We start from the raw sequence: 20,098 nt of genomic DNA on the forward strand, positions 1-20,098 counted from the left end.
TTTTGCTTAAAAAAGGGCTAAAATGGCAAAGAGCTATATCTGCGTGTTTGACTGTGAGACGATACCTGATGCAAATTTGATACGTAAAATTTACGGCCTTGAGGGCGACGATATGTCCGTTTCGCTCGAAGCCATGGCTGTGCAAAAGGACGCTAGCGGCAGCGAGTTTTTACCCGTGATGTTTCATAAAGTCGTGGCGATCTCTGCGGTGATGGCCGATGAATACGGTAAATTCCTACGCGTCAGCACGCTTGAGGGCGCGAACGAGCAAGAGATCCTTGCTAAATTCATCAAATTTATAAACGAATACAACCCCCGCCTAGTGAGCTTTAACGGACGCGGCTTTGATCTGCCGATGATAATGGTGCGCGCCATGCGCTACAATCTAAGTGTGGAAGCCTATTTTGAGACCGAAAACAGGGAGCTGAATAAAAACAAATGGGAAAACTACCGCAGCCGTTACAGCGGGCGTTTTCACCTTGATTTGCTCGATCATATCAGCGACTTTGGCTCTGTTAGAGGGCTAAAGCTCGATACTCTGTGCGCGAGCCTAAATTTGCCCGGCAAATACGACATCCACGGTGATCAGGTACTGGAGCTTTACTACAACGACGAGCTTGAAAAGATAAACGAATACTGCGAAAGCGACGTGCTGAATACCTACTGGCTTTTCCTAAAATACGAGCTTTTACAAGGCAACATCACTCAGCAAGACTACGCAAGCTGCATAAATTCTATGAGCGAATTTTTAGCTAAAAACTGCGAGTACAGGGGCTATACGAGCGTATTTTGCGAGGCGGTCGAGCTTGAGCTTGGTAGACTTGAGGGCAAGGTGGATTATGAAATTTCAGGAGATTTCAAAGATCAAAACGATGATGAAACGGACGAGACCTACGAAATAAGCGAGCGTATCACGCCCGAGGAGCTGCAAAATCACCTGGCAAAACAAGGATTAGGTAGCTTGCTGAAAAAGGCTAGCGATCTGAGCCCAAAGAGCAAGGCCAAGCCGCTAAACGAGCCTAGTTTGCCAGAGATCGATCTTGATAACGAGTGATTTATAAAATTTAGATAAAATTGCGAGAAATTTATGAAGGAAAAACGATGAAAATTTTAGTGACGGGAACGGCCGGTTTTATCGGCTTTCATCTGGCAAATGCGCTGGCTGCGCGTGGCGATGAGGTCGTGGGGTTTGACAATATCAATGATTATTACGATGTAAATTTAAAGTTTGCGCGGCTAAAAACGGCCGGCTTTGATACGGGCGAGATCGCGCAGGGCAAGGAGATACGCTCCAAAACGAAGCCGAATTTAAGCTTCGTAAAGGGCGATCTACAAGATGCGGGGCTACTAAAAAGGCTATTTAGCGAGCATAAATTTGACGCCGTGGTAAATCTCGCCGCGCAAGCTGGCGTGCGCTACTCGCTAATCAATCCGCAAGCTTATATCGACGCTAACGTTACGGGCCTTTTAAATATTTTGGAGTGCTGCCGCCACAACGAGACGCCAAATCTCGTCTATGCGAGCTCGAGCTCGGTGTATGGGCTCAACGAAAATATGCCATTTTCCACGCATGAGGGCGTAAATCACCCCATCAGCCTCTACGCCGCGACCAAAAAGAGCAACGAGATGATGGCGCACACTTACAGCCATCTTTTTGGCGTGCCGACGACGGGGCTGCGATTTTTCACGGTCTATGGTCCGTGGGGTCGCCCGGATATGGCGCTGTTTTTGTTTGTTAAAGCCGCGCTTAGTGGCGGAACGATCGATGTTTTCAACTATGGCAAGATGAAGCGCGACTTCACCTATATCGACGACATCGTAAAGGGTGTGATGAAGTGCGTTGATAACCCAGCCCGCGCAAACACCGCGTGGGACGCGAAAGCACCTGATCCGGCAAGCTCGTCTGCGCCATTTAAAATTTACAATATCGGTAACAACAGCCCAGTCGAGCTCATGGACTACATCAAGGCGATCGAGCTAAAAATCGGGCGCGAGATAAATAAAAATTTCCTTCCGCTGCAAGCTGGTGACGTGCCTGCGACGTATGCGGACGTGAGCGATCTGGTCGCTGATTTTGACTACAAGCCAAACACGAGCGTAAATGAGGGTGTAGCGCGCTTTATAGAGTGGTATAGCGAATTTTATGGAGCTAAAATTTGAGAATTTTACTCGCCTTTTTTCTGGCTTTAAATTTTGCTTTTGCACTCTCGCAGTTGCGCTCTTGCGAGCCGGGTAAAGAGTGGGTAAGCACATGCTACGACGAAGCTAGCGGTCAGATAAAGGAGCCCTTTAAATTTGAGCTTTTAAAACTGGGCGAATTTAAAGGGCAAAACGTGAGCGGCTGGCTAGCCAGCGAGAAGCTTGATGGCGTGCGCGCCTACTGGGACGGGCAAAATTTACGCTCTCGCAAGGGCAAAATTTTAAGCGCGCCGACAGAATTTATCACGCTCATGCCACCATTTGCCATTGACGGCGAGCTTTACACTAAGCGGGGTGAGTTTGAAAATATCCAGTCCGTCGTGATGGATAAAACGCCTGACGCCCTGGCGTGGGGTGAGATAAAATTTCACATTTTTGACGTGCCTGACGCGCAGGGCGGACTGCTTAGGCGGCTTGAAATTTTGCAAAAATTTTTAGATAAAAACCCAAAAAGCAATGAAAAAATCGTCATTATCAAGCAAACGGCGCTGAAAGATAACGCGCAGTTAGAAAAAAATTTGGGCGAGATCATCGCGGCTGGTGGCGAGGGCGTCGTCCTGCGCGAGCCAAACGCCCCGTATGAGCACGGTCGCAGTCAAAACGCGCTAAAATATAAAAAATTTAACGACGCCGAGTGTGTGGTGGTCGCGCATAAGGTGGGGCAGGGTAAATTTAGCGGGCTGCTTGGTTCGGTCGTTTGCGAAAATTTAAGCGATAAAAAGCGTTTTAAAATAGGCTCTGGTTTTAGTGACGAACAGCGCGCAAACCCGCCAAAGATCGGGTCAATCATAACATATAAATATCAAAATTTAACGGCAAAAGGGCTTCCGAGATTTCCCGTATTTTTGCGCGTTAGGAAGGATTAGGATGAAAATTTTAATAACAGGCGGGGCGGGCTACATCGGTAGCCACGTATTAAAGGCACTTTTAAAGCAGGGCGGTCACGAAATCACCGTGATAGACAACCTCTCAAAAGGCTCAAGCCAGGCGATAAAAACGCTCGAAGACATAGGCGAATTTGAGTTTGTGATGGCAAATTTAGAAGATGATCTAAGTGAAATTTTTGCGCGGGGCAAATTTGATGCGATCATCCATTTTGCCGCATTTATCGAGGTTTTTGAGAGCACGCAAGAGCCGCTAAAATACTACCTAAACAACACCGCAAACGTAGCAAAAATTTTAACGTATTGCCAAAAATTTGGCGTGAATAAATTCGTTTTTAGCTCCACGGCTGCTGTTTATGGCGAGCCTGACGTGCCGGAGGTGACAGAGCAAAGCGCGGCAAATCCGATAAATCCATACGGACGAAGCAAGCTGATGAGCGAGCAAATCATCAAAGACTACGCGCTAGCAAACCCAAATTTTAAATTCGCCATTTTGCGCTATTTTAATGTCGCCGGAGCCGATGAGGAGGGGCTCATCGGGCAAAACTACCCAAACGCGACGCACCTTATCAAGATCGCCACGCAAACCGCACTTGGCAAGCGCGCGAGCATGAGTATCTTTGGCGATGACTACGCGACGAAGGACGGCACTTGCGTGAGAGACTACATCCACGTGAGCGACCTTGCGGATGCGCATTTAAGCGCACTAGAATTTTTAAACGAGCGCGGCGAAAGCGAAGTATTTAACGTGGGCTACGGGCGAGGATTTAGCGTCAAAGAGGTCGTCGAGGTCGCAAAAAAGGTGAGCGGAATAAATTTTAAGGTAGAGCACGCGCCGCGCAGGGACGGCGATCCTGCCGTGCTCATCGCAAATTCGAGTAAGCTACGCGAAAAAACGACATGGAAGCCAAAGCGAGATGACCTTGAATTCATCGTCAAAACCGCGCTGGAATGGGAGAAAAAGATATGAAAATAGCAGTCATCGGCACCGGATACGTGGGGCTAGTTAGCGGTGCGTGCTTTGCCAAAATGGGCAACGACGTCATCTGTATCGACGTGGATAGCGCGAAAATCGAAAATTTAAAGCGCGGCGTCGTGCCGATATATGAGCCCGGACTTTCCGAGATCGTGGCGGAGTGTTACGCAAACGGCACGCTAAAATTTAGCACGCGCATAACGGACGGGCTATCGCACGCTCAGGTGCTGTTTATCGCAGTCGGCACGCCGATGGGCGCAGACGGACAAGCAGATCTAAAATACGTGCTTGAAGTGGCGCGCAGCATCGGGCAAAATTTGACTCGCCCGCTCATCGTCGTGGATAAATCGACCGTCCCCGTGGGAACGGGCGAGCGCGTGAGCGAGGTGATCGCAGCGGAGCTAAAAAAGCGAAATTTAGATGTAAAATTTGAAGTCGTGAGCAACCCTGAGTTTTTGAAAGAAGGTGCGGCGGTGGAGGACTTTTTAAAGCCAGATCGCGTCGTCGTGGGAGCTAGCAGTGAGTGGGGCGAGAGCGTTATGCGCGAGCTTTATGCGCCGTTTATGAAAAATCACGACCGCTTCATCGCGATGGACGTAAAGTCTGCCGAGATGACCAAATACGCAGCAAATTCGATGCTGGCGACCAAGATCAGCTTCATAAATGAGATCGCAAACATCTGCGAGCGAGTAGGAGCTGACATAAATTTGGTGCGAAAAGGCATCGGCTCTGACGCGCGCATCGGATATAGCTTTATTTATCCAGGCTGCGGATACGGTGGCAGCTGCTTTCCAAAAGATGTCGAGGCGCTCATCTACACGGCGAGACAAAATGGCTTTGAGCCAGAGCTCTTAAACGCAGTCGAGAGCCGAAACAAGGCGCAAAAGCGCGTGTTGTTTGATAAAATTTCTGCATATTTTGGTGCGGATTTAAAGGGCAAGAGTATCGCGCTTTGGGGGCTTAGCTTTAAGCCAAATACCGATGATATGAGGGAGGCTAGCTCGCTCGTTCTCATAAATTTACTCGAAAACGCCGGCGCGAGAGTCAGGGCGTATGACCCAAAGGCGAGCGAGGAGGCTAAAAAATATCTGCCAAACTCAAATTTAAAATACGTTACGAGCAAGTATGACGCGCTAAATGACGCGGACGCGATGGTGCTGGTGACCGAGTGGAGCGAGTTTAGATCGCCTGATTTTGACGAGATGAAAAAGCGGCTGAAAAGCGCCGTGATCTTTGACGGGCGCAATCAATATAACGCTAAAATTTTAAACGAACTTGGATTTAAATATTTTCAGATAGGAGTGAAAGGATGAGGAAAATTTTGTCTTTTTTGGCAGCTGCGACGTTGATGTTTGGGGCGGAGACGATGCAGATGAATGTCATAAAGCTAAAACCCATGAAAGCGCCACTATGGGACTTCAAAGTCGAAGTCGTCTTTGCCAAAAAGATGCAGGCTGATTGCAATTATCAGTTTTTATTGGGCGGGCAGATGGAGGAGAAAAACTCCAAAAAATATGGTGATTACTATGAATTTAAAGGCGGCGATGAGGTCGCTACCACGACGATGCTTTGCCCTGACGGCAAGAAACAGCTAAGAGAGGTAGAGTATGAATTTAAGCCTATCTTACCATACACGGGCGGTGCGAGCGACATAAAGATCCTAGCGCAAAAAGATGTCATCGTAAAATACAGGCTTTATGAAAAATTTGAAGAAAAAAATGCAAAGGTCGAAAAATGAAAATAGCAGTTGTAGGACTTGGTTACGTTGGGCTTCCGCTGGCGGCGGCATTTAGTGAGAAATACGAAGTCGTGGGCTTCGATGTAAATCGCGCCCGCATCGAGGAGCTAAAAGACGCTCACGACCGCACGTTGGAGCTTAGCCGCGAGCAGATGCAAAAAGCGATTGCAAACGGGATGAAATTTAGCCTAAATTTGGACGATATAAAGGACTGCAACTTCTTTATAGTCACCGTCCCTACGCCGATCGATAAAAACAAACGTCCCGATCTAACGCCCGTGATAAAGGCAACGCAAAGTGTCGCCAAAGTGCTAAAAAAGGGCGATATCGTCGTGTATGAGAGCACGGTGTATCCAGGTGTGACGGAGGAGATTTGCGTGCCGCTACTTGAAGAGAGCGGGCTAAAATTTAACGAGGACTTTTTCTGCGGGTATTCGCCAGAGCGCATAAATCCGGGCGATAAAGAGCACACGGTCACAAAGATCAAGAAAATCACGAGCGGCAGCACGCCAGAGGTCGCGGACAAGGTCGATGAGATCTACGCCTCGATCATCACCGCAGGCACGCACAAAGCCCCGTCTATCAAGGTCGCCGAAGCCGCAAAAGTCATCGAAAACACGCAGCGCGACATCAATATCGCCTTTATAAACGAGCTTGCAATGATATTTGAGCGACTTGGTATCGACACGAACGCCGTTTTACAGGCTGCGGGCACGAAGTGGAATTTCTTAAATTTCCGCCCTGGACTAGTCGGCGGTCACTGCATCGGCGTAGATCCATACTATCTCACGCACAAAGCGCAGGAGGTCGGCTATCATCCTGAAATGATCCTGGCAGGTCGCCGCATAAACGACAACATGGGCAAATACGCCGCCGATCAGGTCATAAAGCTGATGATAAAGCGCGGCGTACTCATCAACAAAGCGCGCGTTTTGGTGCTTGGGCTTACCTTTAAGGAAAACTGCCCGGACATCCGTAACTCTCGCGTGATAGACGTGATCGATGAGCTAAAAGATTTTGGTTGTAAGGTCGATGTCTATGATCCGTGGGTGGATGAGGCCGAAGTCGTGCGCGAATACGGCATAACGCCGCTAAAAAGCTATGAGCTCAAAGACTACGACTGCGTGGTGATCGCCGTGGCACACAATGAATTTAAAAATATAAATTTAGACGGTTGCTTGGTTTATGACATTAAAAATGTCTATAAAAAAGCCGATGGCAGGCTGTAAATTTTTAAGGAAATATGTGGATAATCAAGCCTTAAATTTAGATTTTCGCTCATCAAAGCAAATTTTAGTTTTTATCTTGCTAGCTTATTTATTCGGCGTTATATGCCGTTTTTACTGGGTGTATTGGGCTAGCGGGATAGAGCAATTTCATTTTAACGGCGAATTCATAACTAACACGAACGATGGCTTTTATAACGCCGAAGGTGCGCGCGATATGCTCGCTGGCTTTCATCAGCCAAACGACCTTAGCCCGTATGGCGGCTCGATACCGACATTCACTTTTATCTTGGCTAAAATTTTGCCGTTTAAATTTGAAAGTATCATCTTTTATATGAGTGTATTTTTAAGCCCACTCATCGTCCTGCCTATCATCTTGATCGCTCGCGAATACAAAATTACAAATGCCGGCATTGTAGCGGCTTTGATCGCCTCTATACTTCCGGGATATTATATAAGGACGCTTGCGGGGTATTACGATAGCGATATGCTGAATGTGACTTTGTCACTACTTGTGGTGTGGGCGCTCATAAGGCTAGTCGATAAAAAAAGTCAAAATTTCATCCTGCCTGCAGTATTTATGCTCGTTTACGACTGGTGGTATCAAAGCTCTTATTCGCTAAATTTAGCTTTGATCGTTATGTTTTTGCTTTATACGCTCGTATTTGATAGGAAAAACGAGACAAACTATAAAGCTATGATCTTTATGCTGATGGCTATTATAGATTTTGACGCTTATAGTGCGGATGCTATCATAAATTTCATTTTTATTTTAAAGGCGGCGATGATAGGTTCGCTTTATGTTTTGATGTGTTTGAAGCCTCAAATGTTTGGCAAAAAGATGCTTTTTTGCCTCGGAGCTTTTATGGTTGCTTTGTTTGCGGCTTTTGGCGGATTTAGCTCTGTATCCAGTAAATTGCATTTTTATCTCGTAAAACAAGCTAGCGAACTAAACGATACGTTTTATTTTCTCAATGTCAGTAAAACGATAGCGGAGGTTAAAAACACCAGTATTAGCCTCTTTGCCGTAAATGTCGGCGGGCATATCGTGGTATTTGCGCTATCTTGTATCGGTATAGTCTTGATGCTGGTGAAATTTCGCTCGTTTTGGCTTGTCATGCCTATGCTTGCGCTTGGCTGTCTGGCCTTTGTGGGCGGAGGCAGGTTTAGTATGTATCTTACGCCTATAACGGCGCTTGGCTTTGGTTATTTTTTATATTTTGCGCTGAATTTATTTCAGATACGAGCTTGGTTGAAGGGCGCGTTGTTTTGGGTATGCGCTTGCTTGGCGCTTGTACCAAATTTAGAGTATATTTACCGCTACCATATACCTACACTACTTGGAAATAGCGCCATAAGTGCGCTTGATCTGCTTAAAACGAAAGCTAGCAGAGAGGACTATGTCCTGTCGTGGTGGGATTATGGCTATTTGATCAAGTATTATGCCGATGTCAAAACGCTGAGCGATCCGGGGAGGCAATCAGGCACATACAGCTTTCTAACGAGCTTTGCGCTTAGCCAAGATCAAGCCAGCTCCGCAAATATGGCACGTCTTGACGTGGAGTATAGTGAAAGGCAGTTTGATGAGAAATTTAGGCTTGGTCTGTCTCAGATACTAAAGGACTACAACCAAACGGATGTCAATAAATTTTTAAATTCACTAGAAGATAAAAATTTCAAACTTCCTCCAAAGACTAGAGAAATTTACTACTATCTTTTGCCGGAGATGGTAAATATCCTTCCTGAGATCCTTAGCTTTTCGATGCTTGATATAACGACCGGAAAAGAGTTTGAAAAGCCGCTCATTTATATCGGTTTTCCGTTTTCGTCCGATGAAAAGGGTTTAAATATAGGAGAGGGCTTTGTTTTGCCGCTTGGAGATTTTAAATTTATAACGCGTAATGGCGAGCAAATACCGATAAATTCGTATTATCAGGTATCTTATATCGATGGGAAGCTTGATGTGAAGGCAAATAAAATCGATGAAAATGCTAAAATTTACGTGATATTTTTGGCTAATTACAATAGAATTTTACTGCTTGAGAAAAAGGCCTTTGATTCGACTTTTGTCCAGCTTTTTATATTTGAAAACTACGACAAAGAGCTTTTTGAGCCCGTTGTTTTGGATCAAGCGGCTAAAATTTACAGGTTGCTAAAGTAAATGCTCATAAATCTCATCAGCTCCATCATCGTTTTCATCGTCTCGATGGGGATAAATTTTTTCCTTACGCCATTTATCTTAAAAAGCCTTGGTAACGAGGCTTACGGCTTTGTGGGGCTCTCTAACGCCATCGTCAGCTACGCAGCCGTCATCACGGTCGCGATAAACTCGGTCAGCGGCCGCTTCGTCGCCTACGAGTGGCACAGAGGCGACATAGAGAGGGCAAACGGCTACTACTCCTCGGTTTTAGCCGTGAATATATTTTTCTCTCTCCTTGTTGCGCTGCTTTCTGGCGTTTTTATCCTAAATTTACAGCACGTTTTAAATGTTCCGCAAAATTTACTGACCGATGTCAGGCTCACGCTCGTTTTTTATTTTATAAATTTTTGCGTCGGGCTTTTTAACGGCGTGCTGACCGTGTGCGCGTTCGTGCGAAACAAGCTTTATCTGCTATCCATCAGAAACGCCCTCTCAAGCGTGATCCTAGCCGCTCTCATCGTGGCGCTTTTTTATTTTTTTAGGCCGATGATCGCTTATATCGCTATCTCAGCGCTTGCAGCCTCGATGTTTGTCTTTTTTAGCACTATTTTGATGTCCGCGCGCATCACTCCGCAGCTTAAATTCAGCCTTGCTAAATTTGACCTTGCCAAGATAAAAGAACTGCTAAGATCAGGCGTTTGGAACAGCTTCAATGCGCTAAATCGCATACTGATGACCGGCATGGATCTATTCATCTGCAACATCTTCATAAACGCCGACATCACCGGGATTTTATCGGTCGCAAAGGCCGCTCCGATCATCTTAGAGAGCTTCGTAGCCCAGCTTAGCGCGATATTTGTACCAAAATTCGTAGAGCTTCACTCAAAGACAAATTTGCCCGCACTCATCGCCGAGGCGAAATTTTCCATGCGCGTAGTCGCCTTTGTGATGAGCGCACCGGCTGCTATTTTTGTCGTGTTCGGACGCGAGTTTTACACGCTTTGGTTGCCGTTTAAAAGCGCTGCGGAGATCGCGCTCATTTACGAGCTTTCGATGATCACGCTCGTGCCTATCGTGTTTATCAGCTTCGTTTTTTCGCTTTTTAACCTTGACAGCGCGACGAATAAACTGCGTCGCCCGGCGATTGCAAACACGCTCCTTGGCGTTAGTACGATCGCGGCTCAAATTTGCATTTTGAAATTCACGCATTACGGCATTTACGGCGTCGTCATCGTCGGTGCAGTGCTTTATAGCGTGCGGATATTGGGCTTTGACCTCATAAACGCGGCGCTAAATTTAGGCGTGAAGCTCACGACCTTTTACGGCGTTTATTTTAAAAATTTATGTATTTTTGCCGCGCTTGTGCTGCTATTTTTTTGGGCGGGTAAATTTGTCAGTATCGCAAATTGGGGCGAATTCATCGCGGTCGCGCTAACGTTTCTAGGCGGCGGATACGTGCTCACGTTCGCGCTGTTTTTCAACAAATTCGAGCGCGCCGTAGTCGCTCAAAAAATTTTAATGAAATTTAAAAGGCGTTAGATGTATCCTGTTTTTTTGATCTCACTCGCAAAGGACACTGGAAGGCGCGAGGCCCTGAAACAGCGCTTCAAAAGCTATGATAAATTCACCCTCATCGACGCTGTCGACGGGCGGCAGATGAACGCGCGGGAGTATTTTGGCTATGTTTTGCCCTCATATCGTGCTTACGGTAAAATTTTAAGCCCGGCAGAAGTGGGCTGCTCGCTCTCTCACGTGAAAGCGTATGAGGCGTTTTTGGCTAGCGAGGCTAAATTTGCGCTTATCCTCGAAGATGACGTGATCGGAGATGACGCGGGTGTGGCGGCGGCGTTTGAGCTGGCCGAGCAAATACCCCAAAATTCGCTACTTATTTGCGGTTGCCAAGACGGACTGGCGGGTAGGTTTAGCGCGTTTGGCAAGCGGATAAATTTTAAAAATAGGCGGCTTTGGCTGGTTTCAAGGTATTCGCACTCGAGCATTTATAGAGCGGGGGCCTATGTCCTAACTAGGCAAAGTGCGCAAAATCTACTGCGGATACACAAGCGAGCGCTTTGCACGACCGATGTTTGGGAGTATTTGCTGAGGCAAGATGATATGGCGATGTATTTTAGCGATATTTTTTCTCATCCGATAGATCTAAGCGGCTCAAATATCGAAGCCGAGCGCATCGATAGGGGCTATAAGCCAAATTTAAAGGCTAGGCTAAAGAGCCTGAAATTCCTGTTTTGCTCGCGTTTTGAGAAGTATTTCATGGGCTATGAGAGAATTTTTAAAAGGGATGAGGTTTGAGCCAAAGGGGTAAAATTTGAGCAAGATACAAGATATGACGTGCGCTGGCGGAAACGAGCCCTTAATAAGCGTCGTGATCCCCACGTTCAACCGCTCCGAGCTTCTTAAAAAGGCGCTAAATTCAGCTCTCGCTCAAAGCTATGAAAATTTAGAGATCATCGTGACCGATGACGGCGCGGACGAAAGCGCGCATGAAATTTGCAAGGCGGCAAACGACGTACGCGTGAAATATTTTAAAAACAGCGCTCATACAAAAAGCCCCAACGGCAACAAAAATAACGGCTTTGACAACGTTACGGGCGAGTTTGTCTGCTTACTTGACGACGACGACGAGCTTTATGAGGACGCGATCAAAGAGTGCTTCGAGTGCGTTAGCGGCGGCTATGCTTGCGTTTTTGCAGACGCGATATGCGAAAAAGATGGCGTCATTACGGGCAAGATCGCAGGTCGCAGCCCCTACGCGCAAAGCGGCGAAATGAGCAAGATAGACTATCACTGCGGACGCATAAGCGGCGAGTTTTTCAAGCTTTTCTCGCGCGAATTCATAGAGGATTTTCGCTTTGACGAGCGGAGTTTTGGCGGCGAAAACGAGCTTTACATACGCTTTTTTGAAAAGCGCGTGTTTTACCTTAAAAAGCCGCTTTATATCTACCGCATAGCCCGCGCCGACAGTGCGACTGTAAATGCCTCGAAGCACGCCAAGAGCGTAGCGTATGCCTACTTGAAAACGGCAGATTTATGCCGCGAGATAGCAAGCGTTCATGCGCCGGGATTTTTGGCGCTTCAGTATAAAAACGCCGCTTACTACGCCAAGATGGCGGGCGAATACAAAATGATGTATCGCGCGATCTTTAAAAGCCTGAGCGTCAAGGTAAGCAAAGAAGCCGTCGTTTTTTTGCTGCTTAGTCCGCTGCCAAGCTCGGTTTTACCGATACTCTCAAGGCTTCGAGTCCGGATAAAGCAAAGGTTTAAGATATGAAAATTTTATTTGTCATCTCGACTCTTAGAAGCGGCGGTGCAGAGCGCGTCTGCTCACTCATAGCCTCGCAGTTTGCGAAATTTCACGACGTAAGCTTGGCTAAATTTGACAGTGGCGTGCCATTTTACGAGCTTAGCGAGCGGATAAAACTCATAAACTTAAACCAAGGCGCGGATGATCTTGGAATTTTAAGAAATTTTAAAAAGCGCCTGAACAAGCTGCTTGCGCTTAGGAGTCTGATAAAAAACGGCAGCTTTGACGCGGTCATTTCGTTCCTTGATAGCACGAACGCACTAGTGATCGTTAGCTCGCTTGGACTAAAGACGCCTGCCATCGTGAGCGAGCACACGAGCTTTGACGCGCCAAAGAGGGCGATATTTAAAATTTTACGCCGCATTCTTTATCCTTTTGCAGACGCTATCAGTGTGCTCACGCGCTATGACGCCGCGCATTACGCTAAATTTTGCAAAAACGTCCGTGTGATCCATAATCCCTTTTTTGCAGACAAAGCGCAAAATTTAGAGTCAAAAAAGCAAAATTTAGTCATTTTCGTCGGGCGTTTGATGAAGCTTAAAAACTGCGAGATGTTCGTGAGGGTCGCAGCCAGCCTAAAGGATAGCGGATATGAGTTTGCAGTCGCCGGAGAGGGCGAGCAAAGAGGCGATCTTGAAAAGCTGTCGGCCCAGCTTGGCGCGAACGTTAAATTTTTAGGCAATGTCGCTGATATCGGTGCGCTTTATCAAAGGGCTAAAATTTTGCTGTCCTGCTCGATCTACGAGGGCCTTGGCAATACCTTGATAGAGGCGATAAATTTTGACTGCGCCAGGGTGGCGACTAAGACTAGCGGTGCAGCAGAGCTCATCACGGACGGCTTTGACGGGCTACTTTGCGAGATAAACGACGTGCACTCGATGAGTGCGGCCGTCAGATCGCTCGTAGATGACAAAGAGCGGTGCGCGCAAATATGCAAAAACGCTAGAGCCAGACTGGATGAATTTAGCCTGCAAAACATCTACGAGCAGTGGCTAGAGCTGCTTAAACTAGGCGGTGCGGACGATGAGGAGCGCGAGTGAAGATTTTATTCGTGATAGCAGCACTTAGAAACGGCGGTGCAGAGCGCGTTCTAAGCGCGCTATCTACCCAGCTGGCTGAGCAAAACGAGGTGCATATAGCGGTGCTTGAAGATGATATGGGATTTTATGACTTTGCGCCAAATATCGTTTTTCATCATCTCAAAATTTACAGCGGAAATAAAATTTTGGCTAAATTTAAGAAAATTTTAGCCCTTCGCGCGTGTTTTAAGAGCGTAGATCCTGACGTGATAATTAGCTTCATAGACTGGACGAACGTAGCGTGCGTGGTTGCAAATTTGGGGCTAAATTATAAACTCATCGCGACCGAGCATCACGCGAATGAATACTTAAAAAGCGCTAAATTTAGGCTCATACGCGATCTTGCTTACAAAAGAGTAGATGCGCTTAGCGTGCTTAGCAGGAGCGATTTTGAGTATTATGACTTCGTAAAAAGGCGCGTCATATTGCACAATCCCCTTTTCATAGACGCCGCGCCCGCGCAAAAGCAAAATATCGTTTTAAGCGTCGGCAGACTCGAGACGGTCAAGGGCTACGACGTGTATTTCAAGGCCCTTGCAAAGCTTGATAAAAGTCTGCTTGAAGGCTGGCGCGTGCAGATAGCGGGCGAAGGCAAAGAGGAGCAAAATTTAAAAAAATTAGCGCAAGAGCTTGGACTAGATATCGAATTTTTAGGGCATATAAAGGACGTCGCACCGCTTTATGCCAAGGCCAAAATTTTCGTTTTAAGCTCAAGGAGCGAGGGGCTTTCAAATGTGCTCATAGAGGCCGGAGCGTCCCGCTGTGCGCGAATTTCTAGTGACACGGTAGGAGGGCGAGAGCTCATAACCAACGGCGTAGACGGCATACTTTTTGAAAACGAAAACGAGGACGAGCTTGCCGGCGCGTTAGATTCGCTTTTAAGCGATGAGGTTTTGATAGAGCGCATCGCTGATAATGCAGCGCGAAATTCGAGCGAATTTAGCATAAAAAATATAATGGAAAAATGGCGAAATTTAATAGACGAGGTCGTGAAGAGTTGAAAAAATTAGTGGTATTTTTATATTCGATGGGGCCAGGAGGCGCGGAGCGAAACGTCTCGAATTTACTACCTTTTTTGGTGCAAAGATACGAGGTGCATCTGGTCTTGATGAGTGAAGTGATCGCATACGAGCTGCCAAGCGAGGTAAAGATACATTTCATCGAAAAGAGCGATCCTTATGAAAGCGGCGTGCGTAAGCTTATTAGGCTGTTTTTTGCGCTGCCAAATTTAGCTCTTAGATACAAAAAGCTATGCGAAAATTTAGGCATAGACACGCATTTTGTGCTGATGAACCGCCCTTGCTATATCGCTCTCATCGCCCGTATTTTTGGGCTTAAGGGGCGCATAGTCATAAGTGAGCGAAGCTGCCCGTCGGTGATCTATAAAAACGGCGTCAGCGGGGCTGTAAATAGAATTTTGCTTAAAAGCCTTTACAACAAGGCCGACTTGATACTTGCCAACGCGCAGGGCAATGCAGACGATCTGATGCGAAATTTTGGCTGCGACGAGCGCAAGACGAAGGTGCTTTACAATGCGCTGAATTTAAGCGCGATAAAGCAGCTCGAAAACGAGCCTCTCGAGGGGGAATTTAGGCCGTTTTTCATAAATATCGGGCGGCTTGACAGCGGTAAAAATCAAGCGATGCTGATCCGTATAATAGCCTCTTTGAGTGATCCTCGCGCCACTCTTGGTATACTTGGCAAAGGGCCGTTAAAAGAGCGGCTACAAAATTTGATCGATGAGCTTGGCGTGAGTGATCGCGTGAAGCTGCTTGGCACGGATAAAAATCCTTTTAAATTTATAAAAAACGCCTCGTGTTTCGTCTGCGCTTCGAGATTCGAGGGCTTTTCAAACGTCTTACTGGAGGCCTTGGCGTGTGAGAAATTCATAATCTCGACCGATCATCAAAGCGGCGCAAGAGAGCTGCTTGGAGACGATGAGTTTGGCCTCTTGACGCCCGTAGACGACGAGCAAGCGATGAAAAATGCGATGAAAATAGCGCTTGAGGACGAGCGAATAAGGCAAAATTTTGAAAAGATTGCGTATAATCGCGCAAAATCGTTTGATAGCGCCCAAATCGCGCAAAAACTTATAAAATTTTTGGAAAATGATGATGGATAAAGAGGGTTTTAGCTCATATTTTAAAAATTTTCACCTCTCAAAGCAAAGCGTTTTACTAATAGCGATCGCTTTCGTTTTTAGTGTAGTTTGCCGCCTTTACTGGGTCGTCTGGGCGAGCGAATTTTCGTCGTTTTTTTGGAACGGCGAGCTGATGATAAGCACTAATGACGGCTACGCATTTGCCGAAGGTGCGCGCGATATGCTCGCAGGCTTTCACCAGCCAAACGATCTAAGCTATTTTGGCTATCCGCTCTCGACGCTGACTTATTGGATAGTGAAAATTTTTGGCGTCAAGCTAGAGGCCGCGATGCTTTATATGAGTGTGTTTTTCAGCTCGCTAGTCGTAATACCTATACTTCTCATATCGCTTGAATACAAAAATCCAAAAGCAGGCCTCATCGCCGCACTTTTAGGCTCTATCGCAGACAGCTACTACAACCGCACGATGGCGGGATATTATGACACCGACATGCTCATCATCCCTCTTAGTGTCTTCATGCTTTGGGGCTTGGTGCGCGTGCTTGAAAAAAGGGATACCGCAAGCATCATCATAGCGCCGGTCAGCATACTGATTTATATGTGGTGGTATGCGAGCGCATTTTCTTTGATAAGCGTGAGTGCGGGGATATTTTTAGTCTATACGCTTATTTTTGAGCGTAGAAATCGGGCCTGTTACGCACAGCTCGTTTTGCTCGTTTTATCTATCACGAACATAGATATTTACGTCAAAATTTTGCTCGTTTTTGGCTTTTATCTTGGTGTTTTGTTTAAAAAAGAGCTTTTAAATTTCAAATTTATCCTGGCGGCTTTAGCGGCCTCGTTTGCGCTTTTTGTTATAGGAGGCGGGCTAAATCCGATAATCTTCCAGCTTAAATTTTACGTTTTTAGAGCCGTGCCCGAGAGTGCTGGCGTCAGTTTTAAATATTTTAATGTAAATCAAACTATCCAAGAGTCGGGCATCGTCGATCTGCAGCTGTTTTGCGAGCGTATCAGCTCGAGCGTGCTGACCTTTCTCGTCTCACTGGCGGGCGTCATCATGCTTTGCGTGAAGCATCGCTCGTTTTTAGTCACGCTTGGTATGCTATTTTTGGGCTTTTTAGCGCTTAAAGGCGGGCTTAGATTTACGATTTACGCCGTGCCTGTGATGGCGATAGGCTTTGGGTATTTCATCGTTTATTTTCTTGAAATTTTAAAGCTAAAGCCCGCTAGCTTCAATGCCGCATATTGTCTCATCGCCGTGTTTGCGCTACTGCCGGCACTAAGTCATATCTATAACTACAAAGCCTCGCCCGTTTTTAGCAGGAGCGAGGTTGAGATTTTAAACAAGCTAAAAGGTATCGCCGGACGCGAGGACTACGTGCTTGCGTGGTGGGACTACGGCTATCCGATACGATATTACGCCGATGTCAAGACCTTAATAGACGGTGGCAAGCACCTTGGACGCGATAACTACGCCGTTAGCTACGCGCTTGGAAGCGACGAGACGAGCTCTGCAAATATGGCTCGCATCGAGGTAGAATACACCGAGCGTAAATTTAACGAGCGTTTCACCTCGAATATGACGCAAATTTTAGAGGATAGAAATATCAGCGATGTGAATGTATTTTTAAGCGGTCTTAAAGATCAAAATTTGAGCTTACCGCCTAAAACACGCGAAATTTATTATTATCTGCCGGACCGTATGCTTTATATTTTCCCTACGATACTGCAGTTTAGTAGGCTCGATCTAAAAAATGGCAAGAGCCATGCCGAGGGGATATTTTTTATCGCAAGTGCGATCGCACAGGATGAAAGAGGGATAAATTTAGGTAACGGCTTCGTGCTTTCAAGCGATGTCAGCACGCTTAGCTACAACGGCATGAAGATGAGTCTGGCTGCGTTCATCGAGACTAGCTACGACGAGAAGGGTAGGCTTAACGTAAAAGAGTATAAAAACGATGAAAATTCTAAAATTTACGTCATTTTCATGCGCGATTACGGACGCTTCTTGATCCTTGATGAGAGCATGGTAAATAGCGCCTATATCCAGCTTTTCGTGCTCGAGCGATATGACGAGAGGCTTTTTGAGCCTGTGATTTTAAGCGGCGCAGCAAAGGTTTATAGACTAAAGAGGTGATATGGCACGTATAGGTTTTTTATCACATGCAGATATGAGCATCTACTTCTTTAGAAGTCCGATAATGCGCGCTTTGCAAGTACTTGGACACGAAGTGTTTGCCATCGCTCCAAAAGGCGCTTATACGCAGGCTCTTGCGAGCGAATTTAACGCCGTTACATACGAGCTTGACAGAGCTAGCCTAAACCCGCTTGTCGTGCTTGAAAACTCAAAAAAACTAAGCGAAATTTTGCGCGGACTAAATTTAGACCTATTGCAAACGGGCGCGCATAAGTCAAACGTCTTTGGCACGTTTGCAGCAAAGCGCGCGGGCATAAAGCGCGTGATAAATTTGGTCGAGGGGCTTGGTAGCTTTTACATCGACGATGATTTCAAGACGCGCGTCATCAGGCTCGTTTTGGAGCAGCTTTATAAAATTTCACTCGCAAAGGCTGACGCGTGCATTTTCGTAAATGACGCCGATCCTGCGTATTTTCTCTCTCGCGGGCTCATAGCAAAGGAGAAAATTTTCAAGGTAAAAAGTGTGGGCGTGGATACGGCTAAATTTGACGAGAGCTGCGTCAAGGCGGCAAATTTAGGTGATAAAAAGGTCGTTTTGATGATCGCTCGGGCGATGTGGCACAAGGGCGTGAGAGAATTTTACGAAGCGGCGCAAATTTTAAAAGATCGCACCGACTGCGAATTTGTCTTTGTAGGCGAAGGCTTTGACGGTAACAAAAGCACAGCCGATCTTAAATTTTTAAACGGCGGCAATGTGCGTTATCTGGGCGCACGTGACGACATCCCGCAGCTTTTAAAAGCCGCTTACATGCTCGTGCTACCAAGCTACAAAGAGGGCTTCCCGCGAACGGTGCTAGAAGCCATGAGTATGTCGCGCGCGGTCGTGGCTAGCGATGTAGAGGGCTGCAATGAAGCGGTGATAGAGGGTGCAAACGGGCTGCTTTGTCAGGTGCGAAATGCGGGCGATCTGGCGGCGAAGATCGAAATTTTGCTAAATGATGAAAATTTGGCGGCTCAAATGGGGCGCAACGGGCGCGAGATGGCGGTGCGAGAGTTTGACGAGCGAGAGATCGCGAAAAAATATATTGAAATTTACAGGAAATTTATCGATGTATAGGGCTTTTTTCAAGCGATTTTTGGATATTTTGGGCGCGATTTTTCTCATCGTTTTGACGCTACCTTTTATGGTGGTGACGGCGATATTTATCTACTTTAAGATCAGCCGCGATGTCGTTTTTACGCAGGCTCGCCCGGGGCTACACGCGCAAATTTTTAAAATTTATAAATTTAAGACAATGAGCGACGAGCGCGGCGCAGACGGCGAGCTACTACCCGATGAAATGCGGCTAAATAGATTTGGCAAGCTCATCCGCTCGCTCAGCCTTGATGAGCTGCCTCAGCTTTTTAACGTGCTAAAAGGCGATATGAGCTTCATCGGACCGCGCCCGCTGCTCATCGAATACCTGCTCCTTTACACCCCCGAGCAAGCCACGCGCCACGATGTACGCCCGGGTATCACGGGACTGGCGCAGGTAAATGGCAGAAACGCGATCAGCTGGGCGAAAAAATTTGAATACGACGCGCAGTATGTGCGTGAGCTAAGCTTCGCGCTTGACGTAAAGATTGCGCTTCTTACGATACAAAAGGTGCTCAAACGAAGCGGAGTCAGCAAAGAAGGGATGGCGACGACGGAGAAATTTAATGGAAAAAACTAAAAGGATCTACATTTACGGAGCGAGCGGACACGGACTGGTGGTCGCTGATATCGCGCGTGCGGTCGGATACGATGAGATCGTGTTTTTAGATGATGCGGCGGGGCTGAAATTTAGCCCCGATCTGCTTCGCGCCGACATAGTCATCGCCGTAGGAGCAAACAAGACACGTGAAATTTTAAGCAAAAAGGTAAGCGAGGTTGGATTTAACATCGTAAATTTAATCCACCCAAGCGCGGTCGTCAGCCAAAGCGCGCAAATTTATGAAGGCGCGGTCGTCATGCCAAACGCCGTCATCAACGCGCACGCCGTGATAAATCAAGGAGTTATCATAAACACCGCCGCTGTCATAGAGCATGAGTGCGTGATCGGCGAATTCGCTCACATCAGCCCAAATGCTGCACTAGCCGGTAACGTGCATGTTGGCGCACGGACGCACATCGGCATAGGCTCATGCGTGATACAAGGCGTAAATATCGGCTCTGACGCGATCATAGGCGCAGGAAGCGTCGTCGTGCGCGATATACCAAGCGACGTGAAAGCTTACGGCGTGCCGGCGAGGATTGTTTAAGCGTAACCTTTAAATT

17 protein-coding genes and 1 pseudogene are annotated in these 20,098 nt (G+C 46.8%); all 18 read left to right on the forward strand.

Features of this window, described 5'->3' with window-relative positions; genetic code table 11:
• Window positions 1-22: 22 nt before the first annotated feature.
• Window positions 23-826, forward strand: a pseudogene (locus CCVT_RS02025) (3'-5' exonuclease); the annotation flags it as partial.
• A gap of 275 nt (window positions 827-1,101) precedes the next feature.
• Window positions 1,102-2,160 (forward strand): NAD-dependent epimerase, encoded by a 1,059-nt coding sequence (locus tag CCVT_RS02030; RefSeq protein ID WP_018136978.1) that lies wholly within the window; start codon window positions 1,102-1,104, stop codon window positions 2,158-2,160.
• Entirely contained in the window at window positions 2,157-3,065 is a 909-nt protein-coding gene (locus tag CCVT_RS02035; RefSeq protein ID WP_018136977.1) for a DNA ligase, read from the forward strand. The genes CCVT_RS02030 and CCVT_RS02035 overlap by 4 nt, the downstream gene beginning before the upstream one ends.
• Window position 3,066: 1 nt before the next feature.
• Window positions 3,067-4,053, forward strand: a complete 987-nt coding sequence (gene galE / locus CCVT_RS02040; protein WP_018136976.1) for a UDP-glucose 4-epimerase GalE — start codon at window positions 3,067-3,069, stop codon at window positions 4,051-4,053.
• A complete protein-coding gene (locus CCVT_RS02045) occupies window positions 4,050-5,372 on the forward strand; it encodes a UDP-glucose dehydrogenase family protein (protein WP_026175519.1) in 1,323 nt (440 codons plus the stop codon). The genes galE and CCVT_RS02045 overlap by 4 nt, the downstream gene beginning before the upstream one ends.
• Window positions 5,369-5,797 (forward strand): ecotin family protein, encoded by a 429-nt coding sequence (locus CCVT_RS02050; RefSeq protein ID WP_018136974.1) that lies wholly within the window; start codon window positions 5,369-5,371, stop codon window positions 5,795-5,797. Before CCVT_RS02045 ends, CCVT_RS02050 begins: the two co-directional genes overlap by 4 nt.
• On the forward strand, window positions 5,794-7,026 hold the full coding sequence (gene tviB, locus CCVT_RS02055; RefSeq protein WP_018136973.1) for a Vi polysaccharide biosynthesis UDP-N-acetylglucosamine C-6 dehydrogenase TviB: 1,233 nt from the start codon (window positions 5,794-5,796) through the stop codon (window positions 7,024-7,026). Before CCVT_RS02050 ends, tviB begins: the two co-directional genes overlap by 4 nt.
• Before the next feature lie 16 nt (window positions 7,027-7,042).
• A complete protein-coding gene (locus CCVT_RS02060) occupies window positions 7,043-9,184 on the forward strand; it encodes an STT3 domain-containing protein (RefSeq protein ID WP_018136972.1) in 2,142 nt (713 codons plus the stop codon).
• On the forward strand, window positions 9,185-10,702 hold the full coding sequence (locus CCVT_RS02065; protein ID WP_018136971.1) for an MATE family efflux transporter: 1,518 nt from the start codon (window positions 9,185-9,187) through the stop codon (window positions 10,700-10,702).
• Window positions 10,703-11,470, forward strand: a complete 768-nt coding sequence (locus tag CCVT_RS02070; protein ID WP_018136970.1) for a glycosyltransferase family 25 protein — start codon at window positions 10,703-10,705, stop codon at window positions 11,468-11,470.
• Window positions 11,471-11,486: 16 nt separating this feature from the next.
• The gene (locus CCVT_RS02075; RefSeq protein ID WP_018136969.1) at window positions 11,487-12,449 is read left to right on the forward strand and encodes a glycosyltransferase family 2 protein; all 963 of its coding nucleotides are present in this window, start codon (window positions 11,487-11,489) and stop codon (window positions 12,447-12,449) included.
• A complete protein-coding gene (locus CCVT_RS02080) occupies window positions 12,446-13,522 on the forward strand; it encodes a glycosyltransferase (protein ID WP_018136968.1) in 1,077 nt (358 codons plus the stop codon). Before CCVT_RS02075 ends, CCVT_RS02080 begins: the two co-directional genes overlap by 4 nt.
• Window positions 13,519-14,562: a glycosyltransferase gene (locus CCVT_RS02085; protein WP_018136967.1), complete on the forward strand. Its 1,044-nt coding sequence runs from the start codon at window positions 13,519-13,521 to the stop codon at window positions 14,560-14,562. Before CCVT_RS02080 ends, CCVT_RS02085 begins: the two co-directional genes overlap by 4 nt.
• Window positions 14,559-15,683 carry an N-acetylgalactosamine-N,N'-diacetylbacillosaminyl-diphospho-undecaprenol 4-alpha-N-acetylgalactosaminyltransferase gene (pglJ, locus tag CCVT_RS02090; RefSeq protein WP_018136966.1) on the forward strand — a complete coding sequence of 375 codons (1,125 nt, stop codon included), beginning with the start codon at window positions 14,559-14,561 and terminating at the stop codon, window positions 15,681-15,683. The genes CCVT_RS02085 and pglJ overlap by 4 nt, the downstream gene beginning before the upstream one ends.
• A complete protein-coding gene (locus CCVT_RS02095; protein WP_018136965.1) occupies window positions 15,673-17,799 on the forward strand; it encodes an STT3 domain-containing protein in 2,127 nt (708 codons plus the stop codon). The genes pglJ and CCVT_RS02095 overlap by 11 nt, the downstream gene beginning before the upstream one ends.
• Window position 17,800: 1 nt before the next feature.
• On the forward strand, window positions 17,801-18,916 hold the full coding sequence (locus CCVT_RS02100; RefSeq protein WP_018136964.1) for a glycosyltransferase family 4 protein: 1,116 nt from the start codon (window positions 17,801-17,803) through the stop codon (window positions 18,914-18,916).
• Window positions 18,909-19,514 carry an undecaprenyl phosphate N,N'-diacetylbacillosamine 1-phosphate transferase gene (pglC, locus tag CCVT_RS02105; RefSeq protein ID WP_018136963.1) on the forward strand — a complete coding sequence of 202 codons (606 nt, stop codon included), beginning with the start codon at window positions 18,909-18,911 and terminating at the stop codon, window positions 19,512-19,514. The genes CCVT_RS02100 and pglC overlap by 8 nt, the downstream gene beginning before the upstream one ends.
• Window positions 19,501-20,082 carry a UDP-N-acetylbacillosamine N-acetyltransferase gene (gene pglD, locus CCVT_RS02110; RefSeq protein ID WP_018136962.1) on the forward strand — a complete coding sequence of 194 codons (582 nt, stop codon included), beginning with the start codon at window positions 19,501-19,503 and terminating at the stop codon, window positions 20,080-20,082. Before pglC ends, pglD begins: the two co-directional genes overlap by 14 nt.
• Window positions 20,083-20,098: the final 16 nt, after the last annotated feature.

This window comes from Campylobacter curvus (assembly GCF_013372125.1).
In the GTDB taxonomy this organism is placed as follows: domain Bacteria; phylum Campylobacterota; class Campylobacteria; order Campylobacterales; family Campylobacteraceae; genus Campylobacter_A; species Campylobacter_A curvus.

Excerpts from the sequence above, each read along its gene's own strand:
- CCVT_RS02030 (WP_018136978.1), top strand. The coding sequence starts at position 1,102 with ATGAAAATTTTAGTGACGGGAACGGCCGGTTTTATCGGCTTTCATCTG.
- galE (WP_018136976.1), top strand. The coding sequence starts at position 3,067 with ATGAAAATTTTAATAACAGGCGGGGCGGGCTACATCGGTAGCCACGTA.
- CCVT_RS02045 (WP_026175519.1), top strand. The coding sequence starts at position 4,050 with ATGAAAATAGCAGTCATCGGCACCGGATACGTGGGGCTAGTTAGCGGT.
- CCVT_RS02050 (WP_018136974.1), top strand. The coding sequence starts at position 5,369 with ATGAGGAAAATTTTGTCTTTTTTGGCAGCTGCGACGTTGATGTTTGGG.
- tviB (WP_018136973.1), top strand. The coding sequence starts at position 5,794 with ATGAAAATAGCAGTTGTAGGACTTGGTTACGTTGGGCTTCCGCTGGCG.
- CCVT_RS02065 (WP_018136971.1), top strand. The coding sequence starts at position 9,185 with ATGCTCATAAATCTCATCAGCTCCATCATCGTTTTCATCGTCTCGATG.
- CCVT_RS02070 (WP_018136970.1), top strand. The coding sequence starts at position 10,703 with ATGTATCCTGTTTTTTTGATCTCACTCGCAAAGGACACTGGAAGGCGC.
- CCVT_RS02080 (WP_018136968.1), top strand. The coding sequence starts at position 12,446 with ATGAAAATTTTATTTGTCATCTCGACTCTTAGAAGCGGCGGTGCAGAG.
- CCVT_RS02095 (WP_018136965.1), top strand. The coding sequence starts at position 15,673 with ATGATGGATAAAGAGGGTTTTAGCTCATATTTTAAAAATTTTCACCTC.
- CCVT_RS02100 (WP_018136964.1), top strand. The coding sequence starts at position 17,801 with ATGGCACGTATAGGTTTTTTATCACATGCAGATATGAGCATCTACTTC.
- pglC (WP_018136963.1), top strand. The coding sequence starts at position 18,909 with ATGTATAGGGCTTTTTTCAAGCGATTTTTGGATATTTTGGGCGCGATT.
- pglD (WP_018136962.1), top strand. The coding sequence starts at position 19,501 with ATGGAAAAAACTAAAAGGATCTACATTTACGGAGCGAGCGGACACGGA.